The organism is Nocardiopsis sp. YSL2 (assembly GCF_030555055.1).
Taxonomy (GTDB): Bacteria; Actinomycetota; Actinomycetes; order Streptosporangiales; family Streptosporangiaceae; genus Nocardiopsis.
In genome coordinates this window covers 5,536,501-5,557,179 of sequence record NZ_JAMOAO010000001.1, presented here as the reverse complement: position 1 = coordinate 5,557,179, position 20,679 = coordinate 5,536,501, and the positions used below count along the sequence as shown (strand labels likewise).

The 20,679-nt window shown below is 73.9% G+C and carries 16 protein-coding genes; 7 read left to right on the top strand and 9 right to left on the bottom strand.

The features are described 5' to 3' along the window. Positions 1–15 precede the first annotated feature (15 nt). Positions 16–1,626 (top strand): hypothetical protein, encoded by a 1,611-nt coding sequence (locus M1P99_RS24555; RefSeq protein WP_304454940.1) that lies wholly within the window; start codon positions 16–18, stop codon positions 1,624–1,626. A gap of 63 nt (positions 1,627–1,689) precedes the next feature. Beyond that, a complete protein-coding gene (locus tag M1P99_RS24550; protein WP_304454939.1) occupies positions 1,690–2,379 on the top strand; it encodes a peptidoglycan recognition family protein in 690 nt (229 codons plus the stop codon). 4 nt (positions 2,380–2,383) lie between these two features. On the opposite strand, the gene M1P99_RS24545 is transcribed toward M1P99_RS24550, so the two are convergent. The 4 genes from M1P99_RS24545 to M1P99_RS24530 all read right to left on the bottom strand — a co-directional run bounded on the left by M1P99_RS24545 (position 2,384) and on the right by M1P99_RS24530 (position 8,652). Then, positions 2,384–3,799 carry a sigma 54-interacting transcriptional regulator gene (locus M1P99_RS24545; protein ID WP_304454938.1) on the bottom strand — a complete coding sequence of 472 codons (1,416 nt, stop codon included), beginning with the start codon at positions 3,797–3,799 and terminating at the stop codon, positions 2,384–2,386. A gap of 190 nt (positions 3,800–3,989) precedes the next feature. After that, positions 3,990–6,209 carry a molybdopterin-dependent oxidoreductase gene (locus M1P99_RS24540; protein ID WP_304454937.1) on the bottom strand — a complete coding sequence of 740 codons (2,220 nt, stop codon included), beginning with the start codon at positions 6,207–6,209 and terminating at the stop codon, positions 3,990–3,992. Between the two features lie 204 nt (positions 6,210–6,413). Further along, entirely contained in the window at positions 6,414–7,394 is a 981-nt protein-coding gene (locus M1P99_RS24535; protein WP_304454936.1) for a D-alanine--D-alanine ligase, read from the bottom strand. Positions 7,395–7,419: 25 nt separating this feature from the next. Beyond that, a complete protein-coding gene (locus M1P99_RS24530; protein WP_304455821.1) occupies positions 7,420–8,652 on the bottom strand; it encodes a PLP-dependent aminotransferase family protein in 1,233 nt (410 codons plus the stop codon). A gap of 566 nt (positions 8,653–9,218) precedes the next feature. Here M1P99_RS24530 and M1P99_RS24525 point away from each other — a divergent pair. After that, entirely contained in the window at positions 9,219–9,872 is a 654-nt protein-coding gene (locus M1P99_RS24525) for a hypothetical protein (protein WP_304454935.1), read from the top strand. A gap of 315 nt (positions 9,873–10,187) precedes the next feature. Here M1P99_RS24525 and M1P99_RS24520 read toward each other — a convergent pair whose 3' ends face one another. Beyond that, positions 10,188–11,510 carry a GAF domain-containing protein gene (locus M1P99_RS24520; RefSeq protein WP_304454934.1) on the bottom strand — a complete coding sequence of 441 codons (1,323 nt, stop codon included), beginning with the start codon at positions 11,508–11,510 and terminating at the stop codon, positions 10,188–10,190. Positions 11,511–11,751: 241 nt separating this feature from the next. Beyond that, complete coding sequence (locus M1P99_RS24515) at positions 11,752–13,371, bottom strand: PucR family transcriptional regulator (RefSeq protein ID WP_304454933.1); 1,620 nt, start codon at positions 13,369–13,371, stop codon at positions 11,752–11,754. 331 nt (positions 13,372–13,702) lie between these two features. On the opposite strand from M1P99_RS24515, the gene speB reads away from it, so the two are divergent. The 3 genes from speB (at position 13,703) to M1P99_RS24500 (ending at position 17,802) form a co-directional block, all read left to right on the top strand. Continuing rightward, positions 13,703–14,656, top strand: coding sequence for an agmatinase (speB, locus tag M1P99_RS24510; RefSeq protein ID WP_304454932.1), 954 nt, complete (start codon positions 13,703–13,705; stop codon positions 14,654–14,656). Positions 14,657–14,660: 4 nt separating this feature from the next. Next, entirely contained in the window at positions 14,661–16,280 is a 1,620-nt protein-coding gene (locus tag M1P99_RS24505; RefSeq protein WP_304454931.1) for a thiamine pyrophosphate-binding protein, read from the top strand. A 79-nt stretch (positions 16,281–16,359) separates the two neighbouring features. Further along, complete coding sequence (locus tag M1P99_RS24500) at positions 16,360–17,802, top strand: aminobutyraldehyde dehydrogenase (RefSeq protein WP_304454930.1); 1,443 nt, start codon at positions 16,360–16,362, stop codon at positions 17,800–17,802. Positions 17,803–17,854: 52 nt separating this feature from the next. Here M1P99_RS24500 and M1P99_RS24495 read toward each other — a convergent pair whose 3' ends face one another. Beyond that, positions 17,855–18,337, bottom strand: coding sequence for a MarR family winged helix-turn-helix transcriptional regulator (locus tag M1P99_RS24495; protein WP_304454929.1), 483 nt, complete (start codon positions 18,335–18,337; stop codon positions 17,855–17,857). Between the two features lie 49 nt (positions 18,338–18,386). On the opposite strand from M1P99_RS24495, the gene M1P99_RS24490 reads away from it, so the two are divergent. Further along, positions 18,387–18,812 (top strand): nuclear transport factor 2 family protein, encoded by a 426-nt coding sequence (locus M1P99_RS24490; RefSeq protein WP_304454928.1) that lies wholly within the window; start codon positions 18,387–18,389, stop codon positions 18,810–18,812. A 118-nt stretch (positions 18,813–18,930) separates the two neighbouring features. Here M1P99_RS24490 and M1P99_RS24485 read toward each other — a convergent pair whose 3' ends face one another. Together M1P99_RS24485 and ddaH are read right to left on the bottom strand one after the other, a co-directional pair. After that, positions 18,931–19,581: a TetR/AcrR family transcriptional regulator gene (locus tag M1P99_RS24485; protein WP_304454927.1), complete on the bottom strand. Its 651-nt coding sequence runs from the start codon at positions 19,579–19,581 to the stop codon at positions 18,931–18,933. A gap of 206 nt (positions 19,582–19,787) precedes the next feature. Beyond that, a complete protein-coding gene (ddaH, locus tag M1P99_RS24480; protein ID WP_304454926.1) occupies positions 19,788–20,618 on the bottom strand; it encodes a dimethylargininase in 831 nt (276 codons plus the stop codon). Positions 20,619–20,679: the final 61 nt, after the last annotated feature.

The window sequence follows — 20,679 nt, the reverse complement described above, 5'->3', positions numbered from 1 at the left end:
AAGGAGGACACTGCGATGTCAGACACGACCGGGGGCCTGCTCCGGCTCATCCGCGATGAGCCGGGGCTGGCCGAGAAGCTGACCGTGGACATCCTGGCCGAGATCGTCAGGGAGCACTCCGACCAGGCGCCCGCCGACGTCAAGGCCGCGCTGGTCGAGCAGGTGCGGGACCTGGCCGGGGAGGCGGATCAGGCGCCCGAGCCGGACGCCGACGGGCTCGGCCGGCCCGTGCGCGTGCGCGTGGAGGGCCCGGTGCTGACCCAGCGCGAGGCCCGCTCGGAGACGTCCAACGAGTGGCTCTTCGCCAAGATCCGCGAGCGCGCCGCCGCCGTCTCCTACGACGCCTACGAGTCCTACCTGGCCAGGGCGTTCTGCGCCGAGTACGGCACGGGGGAGGCGGAGCACTCGCCCTACTTCGGGGTGGACGCCTACGAGCACCTGCGCGAGGCGACCGAGAAGTTCCTCATGTGCGAGGTGGGCACCTACGACCGCTCCGCGCACACCCAGGAGGCCAACGACCAGAGCCTGCAGCGGTTGGCCCACCACGGTCTGGAGGACTTCACGGAGCTGACCCGGCGCTACCGGGAGGAGTACCTGGTCGCCCTGGCACGGGAGGGGACCCGTGAGGCGCGTGTGCTGCCCTACACCGATCGGATCATCCGTGCGCTGGGCGAGCTCCCGCTCAAGTCGTCGGCGGAGCCGGGATGCTACGGGATCGTCCGTTCCCGGATCTCGCCGCCCTGCCTGCTGGAGCTGATCTGGTCGTACTGGCAGGAGCAGGGCATGCTCGTGCAGACGATGCAGTCGGTGAGCCTGCGCTTCCAGAACCGGGAGGTGGGCCGCGGCAACCCGCTCGCCAACCTGGAGATCGACCCGCTGCGGCCGCTGAACAACCTCATCTGGGGCTATATCCAGGACGAGCCGCGGCGGCTGAGCGTGCTGCGCCGCACCTACGAGTACGACCACCAGTACGGGCTCCGCCTGCGCGGCAAGGCCGTGCCCGCGATGAACCCGGCCGACAGCCGCCGCCGGTTCCTGGAGGCCTTCCACGACCTCCTGCACCTGGCGACGGTGTTCTTCAAGGAGGAGGACGACACCAACTACCGCGCGGACGGGTTCCCGCTGCTGAACGCGCTCAAGGAACTGCACCTGATCCTGGCGCAGGGGGCGCACAACCAGTACGGCGACCTGCCCTGGCAGGCCCGCCAGGAGATGCTGATCATGCAGTGGCTGCTGGCCCGCCCGGAGATGCGCGACTTCCTGGGCGGACGCGTCATGGTGCCCTACGCCGAGCCCTGGATGGGCCGGGTGGAGTCGATGGCGTCCCTGCGCGGCTGGCGCACGGCCGGGGTGACCCACTTCCGGGACCTGGCCGTGTTCGGCGAGCAGGTCCTGCTGTCGGTGCGCCAGGACGACTGGGTGGGCGCCTCCGACGTCGAGCGGGCCTCGAACTGGGCGCGGTTCTGGCGGCCGGAGATCCAGGGCTACATCCACGCCTACCGCGCCGCGACGGGAGTGGACCTGTCGGCCGACACCATCGACTCCGCGCAGATGCGGATCCGCTACACCGATCCGTCCAAGCTCCTCGGCCGACGCGGGGAGCCCTCCAAGCAGGCCCTGACCTGAGGGGCCCGATCCCGACGCCGCCGCGGGCCCGGCTGCGGGCCGCGGCGGGGCGGGGAGGCAGCGATGACGCACCACACCACCGGCCCGCGGCCGCTCGACGCACTGTTCGAGGATCGCGGGGACGACGGCGAGGAGGGGTTCCTCTCCTGGTGGCCCTTCTCCTCCGGCGTCACGGTCGAGGACCGCACCGACACCCCGTATCCGCACTCAGAGCACAAGCGGGCCCGGCCGCGGCCGGCCGACACCGTCTACGCGCTGGTGCTGCATCAGATGGCGTTCAGACGGAGCCCGCGCCGCGGCCCCGGCCGGTACGACAAGGTGACGGCGCACTACATCATCACGGAGAGCGGGAGGCTCGCCCAACTGCACCCGGTCACCACCTACCTGTACGCGTCCAACGGGTTCAACTCCGGCAGCGTGGCGGTCGAGTTCTCGGGCAACCTGCCCAGCGTCCGCGGCAGGTGCTGGAGCCCGGACACGCACGGGTGCCACGAGCTGACCCAGGCGCAGGTGAGCGCCGGACGGGGCCTGCTGCGCCACCTGGTGCGGGAGATCGGTCTGACGCACGTGCTGGCCCACCGGCAGGCCAGCGGGTCCAGGACCAACTGCCCGGGACCCGACATCTGGTACAACGTCGGCCAGTGGGGGGTGGACGAACTGGGCCTGAAGGACGGCGGGCCGGGGTTCCACCTCAAGGGCGGCAACCCGATTCCGGACGAGTGGCGCACCTGGGGCCGCTCGCCGACCCGGTGAGCGGCTAGGAAGTGCGCGGCGGGGCGGTGTCGGCGGCGCGGTCGTGCTGCCACACCTGCAGGGTCCGCACGCTCACGCCGAGGCGGTCGGCGGCCCGCCGCAGCAGTCCGGTCCGGCCGCGGCCGGCCTCCTCGGCCAGGACCTGGCCGATCAGCTCGTCGCGCACCGCGTCCCTGACCTGGGCCAGGGTCGCTCCGCGCACCAGGGCCAGGCGCACGGGGCCGGCCAGGGAGCACTCCAGCGGCTCGGGGCCGCGCGCGGGACGTTCGTCGCTCGGTACGTCGCCCACCGTGACGGCACCCGGCCCGGCGTGCCGCGCGGCCATCCGGTACACGAGCTGACGGAGCTCGCGGACGTTTCCGGGGTAGTCGAGGGCGACGAGCATCTCCCGGACCGCGCGGTCGAAGCACGGCCGGCGGTGGTCGGGCATCGCCTGGCGCAGGAAGTGCTCGGCCAGCGGCAGGATGTCGTCGGGGCGCTCCCTCAGGGGCGGCAGGTGGAAGCGGGACACGGCGATGCGGTAGTAGAGGTCTCCGCGGAAGGTCCCCTGGCGGATGCGCTCGTGCAGATCCCGGTTGGTGGCGCAGACCAGGCGGAAGCGCGTGGTGTGCCAGGTGTTGCCGCCGACCCGTTTGTAGGTCCCCTCCTGGATGACGCGCAGCAGCTCCGCCTGCAGGTCCAGGGGCAGCTCGCCCACCTCGTCCAGGAACAGGGTGCCCTGGTCGGCCAGGGCGAAGGCGCCGTCGCGGGCGCCGACCGCGCCCGTGAAACTGCCCTTCTCGTGCCCGAAGAACTCGCTTCCGGCCAGGGTCGGCGTGATGGTCGTGCAGTCCACCAGGACGAGGGAGGACCGTCCCGACCGCCGGTCGAGGGCGTTGACGAGCCGGGCGGCGAGTTCCTTGCCGGTGCCGGTCTCTCCGGTGACGAGTACCGGGTTGTCGGTGAAGGCGGCGGTCTCGACCAGGTCGGACAGGACCGAGCGCCATACGGTGCCGTGCCCGACGAGGTTGTCGCGCACGACCGGGGAGTCCAGGAGTTCCTCGACCCGCCGCCACCGCCGCAGCCGGGCGGCCACCGCGCGGACCACGTCGTCTCCGCCGCCCGCCCAGGACAGGACGTCGGAGGCTCCGTGGCGCAGGAGCCCCCACGCCTCGTCCGGCGCCGCCTCCCGGTGTCCCACGCACAACACGAGCACACGGCCGACCCGGCACATCCGGCGGACCAGCCCGTGCACGCCCTCGCCCGGTGAGGTGCAGGCGAGCACGCCGTCGCCGCGGGTGTCCGGGCGCCACGGGACGAGGTGCAGGCCACCCCCGGCCAGGCGCTCGCGGACCTCGGACACCAGGCCGTCGTCGCCCTCGGCCACGGCGCGGAACCAGTACGGGCCGATCGCGGGATCGTCGGACACGGTACTTCCCATCCATGACACCGCCGGAGCGGCGTCAGGGCGCGTGCGGGTCGGCGCGGAGCGGGAGCGCGTCGGGGCGCCCCGACGGGCGCGGCCCCTCACCGGCCGACGCCATCGGAACGCCACAGCGGGACCACACTACGGCGGCGCCGACCGGCCGATCCAGGGGACACGCGGTGCCCCGGGTGCGTGTCGGCGCGGGTCAGCCCTGGGGCAGCACCGCGACGGGGACGCCGTTGAGGACGGCGGTGCCCGAGAGCGGGTCGACCACCGAGGGGTCGGTGACGGCGTTGACGTTGACCCCCGGGTTCTGGGCGGCGACCGTCATACGGGTGCCGGGCAGGCCGTGCCCCCACCCGTGCGGCAGGCTCACCACGCCGGGCGCGACGGTGCCGGTGCGCTCGACGGGGGCGCTCACCTCGCCCGAGGCGCTGCGCACGGTGGCCTCGGCGCCCTCGGCCAGGCCCAGGCGGTCGGCGTCGTCGGGGTGGACGTGCAGGGTGCAGGTGTTGCTGCCGCCGGTGAGCCGGGGGACGTTGTGCGACCAGCTGTTGTTGGAGCGCAGGTGGCGTCGGCCCACGAGCACCAGGGAGTCGCGGCGCGCGGCCAGCCCCTCGCTCAGGCGGGCGACGTCCTCGGCGAGGGGCGCGGGGCAGGCCTCGACCCGGCCGGAGGCGGTGGACAGGATCTCGGGGACGCGCGCGTCCAGCGGGCCCAGGTCCACGCCGTGCGGCGCGTCCAGCAGCCGCCGGAGGGTGAGTCCGTCGGGGCGGGCGCCGAAGGCGTCGCCGTAGGAGCCCAGGCGCAGGAGCAGGTCGACCCGGCGCTCGGACCAGGTGCCCGGGTACAGGGCCGCGCTCAGCTCGGCCGGGTCGCGCCCGTGCACGGACGAGGAGGGGTCGGCGACGGCGCGGGCGAGGATCCGGGCGGTCTCGGCCTCGTCGACCGCGTCGGGGTCGGCGTCCGGGCCCTGGCCTGCGGCGATCTGTACGAGCCTGCGCAGGATGAGCGACTCGTCGGCCTCCCCCTCGTCCAGGGGCAGGGGCGCGGGCGAGTAGCGGACGGTGTTGCGCACCGCGAGTTCGCCGAAGGCGAGGTCGAAGTGGGGGGTGCGGCTCGGCGGCGCGGGCGGGAGGATGACGTTCGCGTGCCGGGTGGTCTCGTTGAGGTAGGGGTCCACGCTGACCATGAACTCCAGGCCCGGCAGTTCCCGGTCCAGGCGGTCGCCGCCGGGGGTGGACAGCACCGGGTTTCCGGCCACGGTGACCAGGGCCCGGACCTGTCCGGTGCCGGGGGTGGCGATCTCGTCGACGAGGGTCACCGCGGGTAGCTCGCCCTTGGCCTCGGGCAGGCCGCGCACGCGGCTGCGCCAGCGCCCGAGCCGGAAGGGGCGGCTGCGGCCGGCACCGGCGGGGCGGTGGGCGGGGCGGGGGAAGAGGGCGCCGCCGGGGCGGTCGAGGTTGCCGGTGATGAGGTTGAGGACGTCCACGAGCCAGCTGGTGATGGTGCCGAACTCGGCGGTCGTGGTGCCCACACGGGCGTAGACGGCGGCGGTGGGCGCCGCGGCCAGGTCGCGGGCCATCCCGCGGATGTGGTCGGCGTCGACGCCGCAGACGGGCGCGACCGTCTCGGGGGTGAACTCCTTGGCCAGGGCGCGCACCTCCGCCAGGCCCTCGACGTGCTCGGCCAGGGCTCCGGGGTCGGCCAGGCCCTCGGCGAAGAGGGTCTGGGCCATGGCGAAGAGCAGGTAGGCGTCGGTGCCGGGCCGGATGGCGACGTGCTCGTCGGCGAGGTCGGCGGTGCGGGTGCGCCGGGGGTCGACCACGACCAGGCGGCCGCCGCGGGCGCGCAGCGCCTTGAGCCGGCCGGGGAAGTCGGGCGCGGTGCACAGGCTGCCGTTGGACTCGACGGGGTTGGCGCCGAGCATGAGCAGGTGGTCGGTACGGTCCAGGTCCGGTACGGGAATGGCCAGGGGGTCGCCGAACATCAGGCCGCAGGAGACGTGCTTGGGCATCTGGTCGACGGTGCTGGCGCTGTAGATGTTGGCGCCGCCCAGGGTGCGCGCGAGCAGGCCCGAGTAGAGCTGCCCGGCCAGGGTGTGCACGTTGGGGTTGCCGAGGTAGGCGGCGACCGCGTCGCGGCCGTGGCGGCGCACGACGCCGGAGAGCCCGGCGTCGACGGCGGCGAAGGCCTCGGACCAGTCGACCTCCCGCCAGTGCTCGCCCTCGCGCACCATCGGGCGGCGCAGGCGGTCGGGGTCGTTGTCGAGGGCGGGCAGGGTGGCGCCCTTGGGGCAGACGAATCCCGCGCTGAAGACGTCCTGGCGGTCACCGCGGGCGGCGGTCACCCGCCCGGTGTCGATGGTGAGGGTGAGGCCGCAGGTGGCTTCGCACAGCGGGCAGATCCGAAGTGCCGTTTCCATGGGGGCTCCCGTTGACATACCGGACGGTCGGTTTGGACTGACCCTACCGCCGTCGGCACCATGTGTACAGGTCCAGAGTGCCTTCGCGACGGGGCGGCGAGCGGGTGGCGCCGCCCAGCGGGCAGAAGCGCCCCGGAACGCGGTGCGGCCCGGACCGATCGGGTCCGGGCCGCACCGCGGCGGGGTCAGCCGTGCTCGACCGGGTCAGCCGCGCAGGTAGGCCTGGTGGGCCAGCTCCCGGCAGACCACCGCGAAGTCGAGTCCGGCCGCGCCCGCCGCCATGGGGAACGTGGAGGTCTCCGTCAGCCCGGGGGCGACGTTGGTCTCCAGGAAGGTGACCTCGCCGTCCCGGCCCACGATGACGTCGGTGCGCGACAGGTCGCGCAGGCCCAGCGTCTCGTGGGCGGTGAGCGCGACCCGCGTGGCCGCCTCCAGGGCGTCGTCGTCCAGGCGGGCCGGGCAGAAGAACTCGGTGCGCCCGGCGGTGTAGCGCGCCGCGTAGTCGTAGACGCCGCCGTCGGGGACGATCTCCACCGGCGGCAGGGCCATCGGGCCCTCCCCGGTGTCCACCACGCCCACGGCCAGTTCCGTACCCTGGACCTGCTCCTCGATCAGGGCGGAGTCGCTGTAGGCGAAGCACGACACCAGCGCCGCGGACAGGTCGTGCAGCGAGGTGACCGGCGCGGCGCCGAAGGCCGACCCGCCGCGGTCGGGCTTGACGAACAGCGGAAGGCCCAGGCGGTCGGCCAGCCGCTCCAGTAGCGCCGGGGCGCCCAGGTCGTGGAAGGTCGACTTGGGCAGGGCGGCCCCGCGCGCCACCCGGACGCCGCGCGCCGCCAGCAGCGCCTTGGCCGCGGGCTTGGAGTAGGCCAGGCGGCAGGCTTCGGGCCGGGCGCCCACGTAGGGCGCCCCGACCAGTTCCAGGACCTCGCGGATCGCTCCGTCCTCGCCCGCCGATCCGTGCAGCACGGGGAAGACCACCTGGGGCGGGTCGTCGGCCAGTCGGCCGAGCAGGGTGGAGTCCACGTCGGCGACCTGCACCTCCACGTCCAGGCGCCGCAGCGCCTCGGCGACGCTGCGCCCGGAGTGGACGCTCACCTCGTGTTCGGGGGACAGTCCCCCGGCGAGAACGAGAACGCGGTCAAGGTCGGCCACGGCGCGGACCTCCTTCTGTGCTGCTGTCATGGTGCGGGGTGCCCTCACGGCTGTCTCAGGGCAGGTCGGGGGCGGGTGCCTGGCTGCCTCGGGTGGGCGGGGTCAAAGTGGTGCCGAACGTATCACGCAGGTCGACCTCGCCCTCGATGGCGCCGACCAGGCGGCGCACGCCCTCGCGGATCTGCTCCGGCGTGGGATAGCAGAAGCTCAGCCGCATGTTCGCGCGTCCGCGCTCGTCGGCGTAGAAGCCGGTTCCCGGCACGTAGGCGACCCGTTCGGCGACCGCGCGGGGCAGCATCGCCTTGGCGTCGATGCCCTCGGGCAGCGTCGCCCAGACGAAGAAGCCGCCCTCGGGCCTGGTCCAGGTGCACCCGTCGGGCATCATCGCGTCCAGCGCGTTGAGCATGGCGTCGCGGCGCTCGCTGTACATCGTGTTGAACACCTTGATCTGTTCCTGCCAGGGGAAGGTGTTCAGGTAGCGGCGCACCACGAGCTGGTTGAACGTGGAGTGGCTGAGCATCGCCGACTCGGCGGCCAGGACGAGCTTGGCGCGGACCGCGGCCGGGGCCAGCGCCCAACCGATGCGCAGGCCCGGTGAGAGCGTCTTGGACAGCGAACCGAGGTAGATGACGTTGCCGCTGCCGTGGGAGAACAGGGTGGGTTCGGGGTCGCCCTCGTACCGCAGCAGGCCGTAGGGGTTGTCCTCCACGACCAGGACGTCGTGGCGCTCGCAGATCTCCATCACGCGGGCGCGGCGCTCGGCGCTCATGGTGAGGCCGGCCGGGTTCTGGAAGTTGGGGATCGTGTAGAAGAACTTGACCGTGCGCCCGGCCCTGGCCGCCTCGGTGAGCGAGCGCTCCAGTTCCTCGGGGACCACGCCGCGCTCGTCCATGCCCACGTGCTGGATGTCGGCCTGGAAGGCGGCGAAGGTGTTGATGGCGGTGACGTAGGTGGGGGCCTCGCACAGGACGACGTCGCCGGGGTCGACGAAGACCCGTGTGATGAGGTCGAGGGCCTGCTGGGAGCCCACGGTGACGATGACGTCGTCGGGGCTGGCGGTGATGCCCTCCAGCGTCATGTAGTCGCAGAGCTGCTCGCGCAGGACGGGGTCGCCCTGGGCCGAGCCGTACTGCAGGGCCGCGGCGCCCTCCTCGGAGACCACGTCCTTGACCAGTTCGCCGATCTGGTCGAGCGGGAGCGCGGCCACGTTGGGCATGCCTCCGGCCAGGGAGACGACCTCCGGGCGGGACGCGACGGCGAAGAGTGCCCGGACCTCCGATGCGACCATCCCCTGTGCTCGGCGTGCGTAGCGGCCGACGTGCGGGTCGATACGCGAGCCCTGAGGGTTGGGCTGCTGCTCTCGGTGGTCAGCGGACACGGTCCACCTCCGAAGGAAGGACGGAAATAGCGGGGCCGTCCGGGTGCCGGCCCCGACCATCGTTGGTCTGGAGTTCGACGCCCGCCGCGGCCCGGTGGTTCACAGGATGCCGGTGACGCGGCGGGGCCGCACGGTGGCGCTGTGAGGTTCGGGTTGTGCGAGCCGTGGATGAACACGGTTCGGTAAATGTCCAGAGTGTAGCCCACGAGCGGTGTCGGCCCGGGGTCCAGGCTCCGGCCGAGCCCGTGACCGCACCGGCGTTCCGCTCCCGGCGGGCCCGCTCGACGACGGGCCCTGCCGCCTGGATCCCCGGCCGGGTGGGGGTGCCACACCTCGGATTGCCAGAACATGGCGGACTCTTCACTCTTTTCTCCCGAGTCGGACATAGTCGGCAAGCCTCCCATCAGCGACATTGGTCACGTCGGGTGCGCACGCAGTGACACCCGCACCGGATCCCGCACCTGGAGGGGGAACCCATGCGAGTCCGCTCGACCACCGTTCTCGCGCCGCTCTCGGCGCTGCTGCTGGCCTGCGTGCTCACGACGTCCTGCGCGCTCGACGACGGCGACCAGGAGGCCGACCCCGAGCGGTTGGAGCTGGAGGCGGCCGCCGGCGCCCTGTCGGTGTCGGTGCTGCGCCCGGGCGCCGAACGCGCCTTCGCGCGCGGCGGGCACACCCTGGACGGCGGTCTGCAGTGCACGAACGAGGCCCCGGCCGAGCCCTCGGCCGACCCCGGGGGCTCGGCCCCCGCCGACGATGGCACCGAGGAGGCCGACGGCTCCGGAGGAGCCGCGGACACCGGGGAGGCGAGCCCGCCGGATCAGGACGGCGGTCTGCTCGCGGTCTACTGCACCGGGGTCACCGGCGAGGGCGAGGAGGCCGCCTTCGAGGGACGCCTCGCACGCGCGGACCTGGCCGCGCGCGGGGCCGGCGACGACAGCCTGCCCGGTGACTTCACCGGCAGCGTGGCCGGTGAACAAGTCTTCGAGCTGGACTGCTTCCAGTGCGCGCCCGTGGCGGCCGCCGACGGCAACGGCGCGGAGGGCGATCAGGCCGAGGGGGGCCAGGCGGGCGACGGCGACGCGGACGACGGCGGGACCGGCGCCGCGCCGGCCGGGGAGACGGAGTAGTGCCGGTGCCGGGCGCGTCCCCTCGTGCGCGCCCGGCAGCCGACTCCGCGGCTGCGCGGCCTGGAGGTGACCTCACTCCAGGCCGCGCCACCGAAGCGGTGACCCGGGGGCTCCCCCGACCCCTCCGGATCACCTGCGGCCCGTGGGCTCGTCCGCCCCTCCCCCGAAGACCCCCCTCAAGGCTCGAAGGCCGCGGACGTGGCTCCGACACCGGGTCGCGACCGCCGTTCCCCCTGCTCAACCCGACGACCGCCCCGACTCCGGGCCGCGCGGGTACAGACAACACCACCCACCGCCGCCACAGCAATGGTTGCACTAGGTTGCGGCTACGTCGCCAAGAGCGACCATCGGAGCGCCTTCCTGCACCGTGTTCCGCAACCGGCGGACCTCGGGGGCCACGGACCCCGGCAGCAGGTCGACGCGGCTCTCCGGATAGTCCACCCGCACCCGGACGTCCTCGACGAACCGGTAGGGGCGGCTCTCGATGATCCCGCCCAGGTGGCGGCGCACCCGCGAGAGCTCGGCGCGCACGGTCACCACGTGGCCGCCGTCGCCGAACACGTCCTGCGACAGCTGCACGCCCGTGCGCCCCTGCCGGTGCACGGCCAGCAGCAGCAGGAGTTCTGCGTGGCGAGGCGTGAGGCGGTGGGACCACTGCCCGCTCGGACCGGCCACCGAGACCGTCGGGCTGCCGCCCGACAGGTCCAGGGTGACCGTGGAGGGCGTGTCGCCGCCCTCCGCGTGCAGCGGCCGCACGAGCCACCCGCCGGGCAGCGGCTCCAGGGAGCACTCCCCCAGTGCGGGCAGCCAGGCCGTCCCGGTGTCGCGCAGCGTGGGCAGGAGCACGCGGCGCACCGGCTCCATGTTCACCACGGCGGCCGTCCACCCGGCCTCGTCCACCACCATCGCGCGTCCGCCCAGCCCGGCCAGCAGGGGTGCGGCCACCGCCCGCAGCCGCTCCAGGTGAGTGTGGTGGATGCTCTGCAGGTGCGCCTCGGCCAGTTGGGCCACGGCGTGCACGAGGGCGAGCGTCGAGGGGTGGACGGTGCTCACCGGACCCGTGACGTCGACGGCCCCGAGCAGGCGGCCGTCCCGGGGGTCGTGGATGGGGGCGCAGGCACAGGTCAGGGTGTGCAGTTGGCGGACGAAGTGCTCGGCCGAGTAGACCTGGACCGGGCGCCCCACCACCAGAGCGGTGCCGATGGCGTTGGTTCCGGTGCTCCCCTCGTTCCAGAACGCCCCCTCGACGAGCCCGACCCGGTCTCCGGCCGACCTCATGCGGTGCGAACCGTCGCGCCACAGGATCTGTCCGGCGGCGTCGGTGACCAGCATGATGTGGTCGGCCTCGTCGGCCACCGAGACCAGGGACCGGCGGATCAGCGGCAGGACCTCGGCGATGGGTGAGCTGGACCGGTAGGTGTGGAGCTCGTCCAGGCGGGTGACGCGCGGCGGCGGAGCGTCGTCCGGATCGATGCCGAACCGGCGCATGCGCTGCCAGGAGTCCTCGATGACCGCACGCAGCCGGACGGGCGCCGGACGACCACTGAGCGAGGCTTCGTGCACCTTGCGCAACAGGCGCGCGTGTTCACGCGCGTCGACCCCTGCGGGAAGGGCCGTGTCCAGCGGAGGAAACGACATGTGGCCCCCTGACTTCGACGTGGCTACGGCGGTCCCCAGTTTCGTCCTTCGGCCGCGCCCGAGGCGGTGGAATCGACAGAAACGTGTGTGGCACGCGCGACTTGTGGCGCCTTTGCGTCCTGGTGCGAGGTTCCACCCGCGGGCCGGCCCGCCCACGGGCCGGATCCACCGGCATCGGGCCTCGCGCACGTCCGCCCCGGACGGTGACCGGATCCGGCCACGTGCGGACGCGCGTGCACGCTCACGGACGCCACCGGGAGAGGGCGAACCACAGCCGCATCCGCTGCTCGGCGTCGCCCAGGTCCACGCCCAGGTCGCGTTCGATCCGGCTGATCCTGTAGCGGACGCTGTTGCGGTGCGTGCCCAGGTCGGCGGCGGCGCGGTCCCAGTTTCCGTGGCGGGTGAGCCACGCGCGCAGCGTGTGGCGCAGAGTGCGCGCGGAGTCGGTGTCCACCGCCAGCGGCCCGAGCACGCGGCGCGCCAGGTCGTCGACGCCGCCCGGGTCCAGGAGGGCGTCGAAGGGGTCGGTGCCGGTGCCCCACAGCAGCGGCGTGCCGGAGGCGCGGGCGCGGGCCAGGAGGGCGGCCGCCTGGCGGTCGGCCTCGGCCAGACCGGAGGGCGGCGCCGGCGCGCTCAGCGCACCCGTCCAGCCGTGCACGCGCAACTCCTCCAGTCGGTCCCGGTGGACGTCCTCCCCCCGGTCGGCGAGCACCGCCCGCAGGCGCTCCTCCCCCGCCGCGCCCGTGTGGTCCAGTACCGGTGTGTCCAGGGGCAGCGCCGCCGGGGCGGTACGCCGTCCCGGGCGCGCACAGGCGTGCAGGACCCGGTAGCACGCGCTGTGGGAGCCGTCCGGGGCCGCGGCGGTTCCGGAGGAGGACCCCGTGGGTCCGGGGGCCTCCGGGGAGCGGTCCGACGGGGCTGTCCCGGCGGTTCCGGGGGCCGGTGCGGCCGCGGTGGGGCCGGCGCGGGTGAGTTCGGCGAGCAGGGGGGCGGTGGCGCGGGTGACGCCGCCGTCGAGGAGCAGGCCGGTGAGCAGGCGGCCGGGGACGGGCGGGGCCTCGCCGGCGGTCCGGGCCAGCAGGTCGAGCAGGGCGGTGGCGGTGCGCAGCACCGCGCGGTCGGTGATGCCGAGCGGCTCGGGGCGGCCCACCAGGACCACGCCGTGGTCCTCGGGCGGCGTGCCGACCGTGTGGAGGAAGACCTCGTCGTCCCCGGAGAGGGCCTTGGCGCTGCGCGGGCCGCGCACGGAGGAGAGCTTGTCGAGCAGGCCGGACAGGTCGGACAGGTCGGCGGGGGCGGTCGGGGTGCGCCGCGGGTCGGGTCCGGAGAGGGCGGCCCAGCCGGCGAGGGACTCGGCCAGGACGCGCAGCACGCGCCCCGCGGGGTCGGGGTCGGAGACCGCGCGGGCGAGCGCCTGGTGGGCCTCGCCCAGGCGGCGCAGGTCGCGCAGGCGGCGCTCCTCCAGTTCCTCGCCCACGGCCTGGCTGACGGCCGTGAACGGCGTGGGCCTGGGGACCTCCACCAGGGGAAGGCCCTGCAGGTGGCACTGCTCGATCAGGCCGACGGGAACGGTGTCGAGCACGGGGGTGACGCCGAAGCCGACGGCGCTCACTCCGGCGCCGACCAGGGACGCCACGTAGGCGCGCAGGCCCGCCGCGGTGGCGGGCAGGTTGACGCCGGCGGTCAGCAGGAGTTCGCCGCCGCGCAGGTAGACGGCCGGGTCGTCGAGCTCGCTGACCACCGCCCAGCCGATGCCCGGGTCGCCCGCGGCCACGACGGTGGCCAGGTCGAGGTCGCGACGGCCCACCACGGTGCTCAGGGGCACGGAGTGGGAGTCGTCGCGGAACGCGGTGTCGGCCATGGCGGGGCCCTTCCCCGCGCCGGGGGCGCGGACGTGTGTCGCCGGTGTTGCGTCCACGGAGGCGCGGACCGCACGTTGTGGATGATTCGTCCAGATCAGGTTCGGTTCTGGTGCGGATCATCCACTGGAGAGGAGTGTAATCGCTACCTAACCTGACGACAGTTCGTGTGACCCGCGGAGCCGCCTGCGGGGCGAGGACACCGTCCCCGCCCCGGGCTCCGGGACTCACGGCCCCGACCGCCCCGGCGACGGCGCCGCCCCTCCCCGACCACCTCCCACTGACCGCATTCGACGACGACGTCCACCGACGCACCGACAGGGAGCACCACCGATGAACACACCGATCGGACCCACCGACTCCAGTCTCGTCCCGCGCTTCGCCGGACCGGCGACCTACGCGCGGCTGCCGCGCATCGACCAGGTCGACAAGGCCGACATCGCCGTCGTCGGTGTGCCCTTCGACACCGGTGTGTCCTACCGTCCCGGGGCCCGGTTCGGCCCCTCGGCCATCCGTGAGGCCAGCCGCCTGCTGCGCCCCTACCACCCGGGCCTGGACGTGTCCCCGTTCGCCTCCGCGCAGGTGGTCGACGGCGGCGACATCGCGGTCAACCCGTTCTCCATCGGCGACGCCGTCGAGACCGTCGACCAGGCGGCCTCGGAGTTCGTGCGGGCCGGGACCAAGCTGGTCACCCTGGGCGGCGACCACACGATCGCGCTGCCCCTGCTGCGCTCGCTGTACCGTCAGCACGGCCCCATCGCCATGGTCCACTTCGACGCCCACCTGGACACCTGGGACACCTACTTCGGTGAGCCCTACACGCACGGCACCCCGTTCCGCCGCGCCGTCGAGGAGGGCATCCTCGACACCGAGGCGATCGCGCACGTGGGCACCCGCGGGCCGCTGTACGGCAAGCGCGACCTGGAGGACGACCGGCGCTTCGGCTTCGGCATCGTCACCGCCGCCGACGTCATGCGCAAGGGCGTGGACGAGATCTCCGACGCGCTGCGCCAGCGCGTCGGCCGCCGCCCGCTCTACGTGTCCGTGGACATCGACGTCCTGGACCCCGCCCACGCCCCGGGCACGGGCACCCCGGAGGCGGGCGGACTGACCAGCCGCGAGCTCCTGGAGATCCTGCGCGGGCTGTCGACCTGCCACCTCGTGGGCGCGGACGTGGTGGAGGTCGCCCCGGCCTACGACCACGCGCAGATCACCGCCACCGCCGCCTCGCACGTGGCCTACGACCTCGTGAGTGTGCTGGCCCTCAACCACGGCCTGGGGGACTGAACCCGTGGGCGCCCCGCGCAACGGCGGTGACCTGGTCACCGAGACCCTGACGGCGCTGGGCGCCCGGGTGGCGTTCGGCATCCCGGGCCAGCACGCGCTGGGGCTGTTCGACGCCCTGCGGCGCTCGGAACTGGAGTTCGTCTCCGCCCGGGTGGAGAACAACGCCGCCTTCGCCGCCGACGGCTACGCCCGGCGGACCGGGTGCGTGGCTCCGCTGCTGGTCTCCACCGGACCCGGTGCGCTCCTGACGCTGGCCTCGCTGCAGGAGTCCAAGGCCTCCAGCGCGCCCGTGCTCGTGATCAGCGCCCAGATCCCGCGCGCGGGCCTGGGCGGGGCCCGGCGCGGCTTCCTGCACGAGCTGCCCGAGCAGTCGGCGGGCTTCGCGAACGTCACCAAGTCGGTGTACACGGCGCGGCACGCCTCGCAGATCCCCTCGGCGCTGGCCGAGGCCTGGCGGACCGCCGCCGCTGCCCCGGCCGGCCCGGTGCTGGTGGAGATCCCGCAGGACGTGCTGCTGGAGCCGACCGCGCTGCCGCCCGTGGCGGACGTGGACGGCTCCCCCGCCCCTCTGGAGCCGCGCGCGGAACTGGTCGCCGAGGCGGCCCGGCTGCTGGACGGCGCCCGGCGCCCGGTCGTGCTGGCCGGCGGCGGCGTGGGCCGCGCGGGCGGCCACGGGGCCCTGCTGGATCTGGCCGAGGCCCTGCAGGCGCCGGTGGCGACCACGTTCGGCGCCAAGGACGCCTTCCCGTGGGAGCACCCGCTCTCGCTCCAGTCGTGGCTGGAGGACCGGCACACCACGGACTACCTCGCCGGCGCCGACGTGCTCCTGGTGGTCGGATCGGGGCTGGGCGAGCTGTCCAGCAACTACCACACCCTCGCCCCTCGGGGCCGGGTGGTGCAGGTCGAGGCCGACCTGGGCAAGCTGGAGTCCAACGTCTCGGCGCTGGGCGTGCACGGCGACGCCGCCCTGACCCTGGCCGCGCTGGCCGCGCGGGTCACGCGCCGGCCGCACGACCCGGCCGTGGCCGCGGAGGTGGCCGGGGTCAGGGCCGCGGTGGCCGCCCGCCTGGACGCCCAGGACCTGTCCGCCGAACGGGACGTGCTGGCCGCCGTGCGCGCCGCGCTGCCCGACGACGCGCCGAGCTTCTGGGACATGACGATGCTCGCCTACTGGGCGTGGTCGGCGTGGGATCCGCGCCGGGGCCGGATGTTCTCCGCGCAGGGCGCGGGCGGGCTCGGCTACGGGCTGCCCGCCGCCCTGGGCGCGGCCGCCGCCGGGGACGGGCCGGTCCTGGCCGTGTCCGGCGACGGCGGCGCCATGTACTCGATCGCGGAGCTGGCCACCGCCCGCCAGCACGATCTGGACGTGACGTGGCTGGTCGTCGACGACGGCGGCTACGGCATCCTGCGCGAGTACATGGAGGACGCGTTCGGCCAGGCCGCCCACACGGAGCTGGCGCGCCCGGACTTCGCCGCGCTGGCCGCCGCGTTCGGGGTGCCCTCCACCCTCACCGCACCCGAGCGGCTGCGCGAGGACCTGGCCGCCGCCCTGGCCGCGCCCGGTCCGCACGTGGTCGTCCTGCCCATGGTGCTGGGACTGTTCGCCCCCACCCACACCGCCTGAGAACCCGACCGGCGCCGTCCGCCCCGATCCCCCGACCCGGGGCACGCCCTTCCCACACCGACCGACGAAACGAGAGACCATGCCGACGCACGCGTTCGACACCCTGCCGAGCTTCATCGACGGCGCCCCCGTCCTACCCGAGGGGGACCGGGTCCTGGACCTGGTGGACCCGGTCACCGGCGAGGTGAGCGGCCGGGCGGGGATCTGCGGAGGGCCCGAGGTGGAGGCCGCGATGACCGCCGCCGCCCGCGCCTTCTCGACCTTGCGCCGCGAGGCCGCCCCGGCACGGCGCCAGGAGGTGCTGCTGGCCCTGGCCGACGGCCTGGCCGCGCGGGCCGAGGAGTTCGCCGACGCCGAGTGCCGCGAGACCGGCAAGCCGCGCGCGTCGATGCTGGAGGAGGAGATCCCCTTCTGCGTGGACACCCTGCGCTTCTTCGCCGGGGCCGCGCGCCACCTGGAGGGCCGCGCGGCCGCCGAGTACATGGGCGGGCACACCTCGTGGATCCGCCGCGAGCCGGTGGGCGTGTGCGTGGGCGTGACACCGTGGAACTACCCGCTGATGATGGCGGTGTGGAAGATCGGTCCGGCGCTGGCCGCCGGCAACACGGTCGTGCTCAAGCCCGCCGAGACCACGCCGACCACCACGGTCATGCTCGCCGAGCTCGCCGCGCGGGTGCTGCCGGCGGGCGTGCTGTCCACGGTGGTGGGCGACCGCGACACCGGCCGCCTGGTGGTGGAGCACCCGGCCGCGCGCCTGGTGTCGATCACCGGGTCCACCCGGGCAGGTGTGCAGGTGGCGCGGGCGGCGTCGGCCGACCTCAAGCGCCTGCACCTGGAGCTGGGCGGCAACGCGCCGGTGCTGGTGTTCGACGACGCCGACGTGGCGGCGACGGCCGCGGGCGTGGTGGCCGGGGGCTTCCTCAACGCCGGACAGGACTGCACCGCCGCGACGCGGGTGCTGGTGCAGGAGGGCGTGCACGACGCGTTCGTGGCGGAGCTGGCACGCCTGGCCTCGGAGCAGACCACGGGGCTGCCCAGCGGGCAGAACGGCGACTTCGGTCCGCTCAACAACGCCGACCAGTTCGCGCGGGTGACGGGGTTGCTGGAGCGGCTGCCCGCGCACGCGGTCGTGCAGACCGGCGGGCACCGGGTGGGCGGGCGGGGCTTCTTCCTGGCGCCCACGGTCGTGTCGGGTCTGCGCGCCGACGACGAGATCGTGCGCGAGGAGGTCTTCGGACCGGTCGTGACGGTGCAGCGGTTCGCCGACGAGGCGGAGGCCGTGGGCCTGGCCAACGGGGTCGACCAGGGGCTGGCGTCCTCGGTGTGGACGGCCGACCACGCGCGGGCGATGCGCGTCAGCGCGGAGCTGGACTTCGGCGCGGTCTGGGTGAACTCCCACGGGGAGCTGACCTCGGAGATGCCGCACGGCGGGTTCAAGCACTCGGGGTACGGCAAGGACCTGTCCGCCTACAGCCTGGAGGACTACACGCGCGTCAAGCACGTCATGAGCTCGCTGGCCTAGCCGCGGCGACCCGGGCGCCTCGGGTCCGGGGGGTGCGGCCGCCGCGCCGTCCTCATCGCGGCGGCCGCACCCGGCGCCGACGCACGGCCTCGGTGCCGCCGAGTTCGTCGAGCAGCTCGCGCAGCAGAGCGCGGGCGGTGTCCAGGCCGCGGTCCCCCAGACACTCGCGGAGACGTTCCTCCAGTTCCGTGCGGGCACGGCGGGCCGCGTCGACGGCCTCGTGGCCCCGGGGGGTCAGGGCGACGCGGCGGACACGGGCGTCGTGCGGGTCGGGGCGGCGTTCGGCGTAGCCGAGCGCTTCGAGTTCGGCCACCGCCTTCGAGGCGCCCTGCTGGGTCATCTCGAGCGCGGCGGCCAGGTCCCGGATGGTGGGCGCGGCGCCGAGGAGGTGCTGGAAGAGGTAGCCGTGGGAGGTCCGCAGACCGGTGAAGCCGTCGGCGGCGATGCGCTCCTGGACGCTGGAGGCCGCGGCCGATCCGACGAAGAGGGCGAGGGTGCCGGTGTCGAGGTCATCGGGATCCACTGGTGGTGTCATGACTCCAGTGTCCATTGACAACCATGGTTGTGCAACTAAGGTTGTCTATATGATGGAATCCAGTCACCCCCACGTCCGTACGGCCGTCCGCTACCACCAGGCCGTGTCGCGCTTCGCCGGGCCCGAGGAGCTCTCCGCCTTCCTCCACCCGGAGTCGGTCCACACGCAACTGCCCAACACACTGTTCCCGGACGGCACGGTCCGCGACGTGTCGGAGGTCGTCGCGGCGGCCGGCCAGGGCGCGTCGATGCTGGCCCACCAGGACTTCGAGGTGCGCAACGCCGTCGCCGAGGGCGACCAGGTCGCCCTCGAGGTGGTGTGGTCCGGGACGCTGTCCGTGCCGGTCGCGGGCCTGGCCGCCGGCCAGGTCCTGAGAGCCCACATCGCGGCGTTCCTGGAGTTCCGGGACGGCAGGATCATCGCCCAGCGCAACTACGACTGCTACGAACGCCTCACTCCGGCACCGCGGGAATAGGACGCGCAACGCTCCCGGTGCGGGTCCCGCGGCGCGGCGCTCGCACCGGGCACGCGCGAGCGAGGGTCGTCCCCGTGTCCGAGGGCACGGGGACGGCGGGGCACCCCCGTCCGCCTCGTCACAGCGCGGCGCCCGCCCGGTGTTCGCCCAGGTGCGACCAGGCGAGCTCGGTGACGTGCCCCGCCATGGCGTCGGGCGACTCCTCCGGGTGCTCCACGAGCCAGTCGGCGAAGGCGTCGGCGGTACTGACCGCGATACGGGCCATGAGCTGGGCGTCCTTGGCGTCAGGGCACCTCTGGTCGTGACCGGAGGTGCCGCCGGGCGCGCCACGGGTGCAGGTGGTGACGAGGTCGACGATCTCGGCCATCACACGCTCGCGCACCCGGGTGGCCTCGGCCGCGAAGGGCTCGCCCTGGACGGCGGCGCGACGGTACAGGACCGTCCAGCTCTCGCGGTTCTCGGTGACGTAGGTGAAGAAGGCCTGGATCCCGCGGCGCAGGGGGTCGTCTCCGGCGTCGGCCGGTGGCTCGTGGACGGCCCTGCGGATGGCCTGGATGAGCCGGTCGGCCTCCCGGCGCACACAGGCGGTGAACAGACCTTCCTTGGAACCGAGGTAGTGGTAGACGGTGGGCTTGGACGTACCGGCCGCCTCCGCGATCTCCTCCACGCGGACCGTGTGGTAGTCGCCCTTGGAGAAAGCGGTGACGGCGGCGTCGATCATCTGCTGTTCTCGGACCCGACGCGGCAGTCGGCGCTGTTTGGTCTTCACATCTCCAAACCCTAGGGGCCGGGGCGTTTTTGACCAGGGGCCATCGTCCCGCGTACGGGCGACCCGCGGCGGTCCGGGAGCGACCCCACGCGCGTGACCAGTAGCAATCAGTTAGTCCACCCTGACCCAGCGTGGCATTTCCCACACTCAGGCACGTTTAGTGGCCGGGATGCGCACATGGGTACGTTTTCGACACCCTGGCCTTGTCAGTCGCGTGCGTGCCGGATCTCCAGGGTGCAGCACTTGGCGCCGCCGCCCGCCTTGCGCAGCTCGTCCAGCTCCACCGGGTGCACGCGGTAGCCCCGGTCGCGCAGCCGCTCGGCCAGGGACACGGCCTCGGCCGCGATGACGACGTCGGTGCCGTCGCAGACCGCGTTGAGCCCCAGGACGGCCGCGTCCTCCTCGGTGGCCAGCAGGGCGTCGGGGAACAGCGAGGCCAGCACACGCCTGCTGCCGTCGGAGAAGGCGCCCGGGTAGTAGGCGACCTGGTCGCCCGAGAGCGCGAAGAGGGCGGTGTCCAGGTGGTAGAAGCGCGGGTCGACCAGTTGCAGGGTGATGACGGGGCGGCCGAGGAAGCGCTCGGCCTCCTGGTGGGCGGCGGCCTCGGTCCGAAAGCCCGTGGCCGCCAGGACGACCTCGTCGAGGGTGATGAAGTCGCCCTCGCCCTCGTTGACGTGCTTGGGCTCTCGGGTCTGGGTGAACCCGGCCTGGCGGAACCAGTCCAGGTAGGCGGGCCCCTCGGGGGTGCGCTCGGCACTGGCGAAGCGGGCGCCGTAGACCCGGCCGTCGACGACCAGGGCGCCGTTGGCGGCGAAGACCATGTCGGGCAGGCCGTCGATCGGCGTGATCTCACTGACCCGGTGCCCCAGCGAGCGGTACAGGTCGCGCAGGGCCTCCCACTGCCGGATGGCCCGCGCGCGGTCGACACCGGCCGCCGGGTCCATCCAGGGATTGATCGCGTATTCGACGGCGAAGTAGGTGGGCGGGCACATGAGGTAGTGCCGCCGGGTCCGTACCGCATCCCCGGATCGAGCCATGGAACCTCCCAGACGCGCGCCGCGGGCCGAGCCCCGGCGGTGAACAGGTGTGGACGGCGTC

What these genes read in the sequence shown, in the direction of transcription:
- M1P99_RS24535 (WP_304454936.1), bottom strand. Translation starts at nt 7,394, where the DNA reads ATGACAGCAGCACAGAAGGAGGTCCGCGCCGTGGCCGACCTTGACCGC.
- M1P99_RS24530 (WP_304455821.1), bottom strand. Translation starts at nt 8,652, where the DNA reads ATGGTCGCATCGGAGGTCCGGGCACTCTTCGCCGTCGCGTCCCGCCCG.
- speB (WP_304454932.1), top strand. Translation starts at nt 13,703, where the DNA reads ATGAACACACCGATCGGACCCACCGACTCCAGTCTCGTCCCGCGCTTC.
- M1P99_RS24490 (WP_304454928.1), top strand. Translation starts at nt 18,387, where the DNA reads ATGATGGAATCCAGTCACCCCCACGTCCGTACGGCCGTCCGCTACCAC.
- M1P99_RS24540 (WP_304454937.1), bottom strand. Translation starts at nt 6,209, where the DNA reads ATGGAAACGGCACTTCGGATCTGCCCGCTGTGCGAAGCCACCTGCGGC.
- M1P99_RS24550 (WP_304454939.1), top strand. Translation starts at nt 1,690, where the DNA reads ATGACGCACCACACCACCGGCCCGCGGCCGCTCGACGCACTGTTCGAG.
- M1P99_RS24500 (WP_304454930.1), top strand. Translation starts at nt 16,360, where the DNA reads ATGCCGACGCACGCGTTCGACACCCTGCCGAGCTTCATCGACGGCGCC.
- M1P99_RS24555 (WP_304454940.1), top strand. Translation starts at nt 16, where the DNA reads ATGTCAGACACGACCGGGGGCCTGCTCCGGCTCATCCGCGATGAGCCG.
- M1P99_RS24495 (WP_304454929.1), bottom strand. Translation starts at nt 18,337, where the DNA reads ATGACACCACCAGTGGATCCCGATGACCTCGACACCGGCACCCTCGCC.
- M1P99_RS24545 (WP_304454938.1), bottom strand. Translation starts at nt 3,799, where the DNA reads ATGGGAAGTACCGTGTCCGACGATCCCGCGATCGGCCCGTACTGGTTC.
- M1P99_RS24525 (WP_304454935.1), top strand. Translation starts at nt 9,219, where the DNA reads ATGCGAGTCCGCTCGACCACCGTTCTCGCGCCGCTCTCGGCGCTGCTG.
- ddaH (WP_304454926.1), bottom strand. Translation starts at nt 20,618, where the DNA reads ATGGCTCGATCCGGGGATGCGGTACGGACCCGGCGGCACTACCTCATG.
- M1P99_RS24515 (WP_304454933.1), bottom strand. Translation starts at nt 13,371, where the DNA reads ATGGCCGACACCGCGTTCCGCGACGACTCCCACTCCGTGCCCCTGAGC.
- M1P99_RS24520 (WP_304454934.1), bottom strand. Translation starts at nt 11,510, where the DNA reads ATGTCGTTTCCTCCGCTGGACACGGCCCTTCCCGCAGGGGTCGACGCG.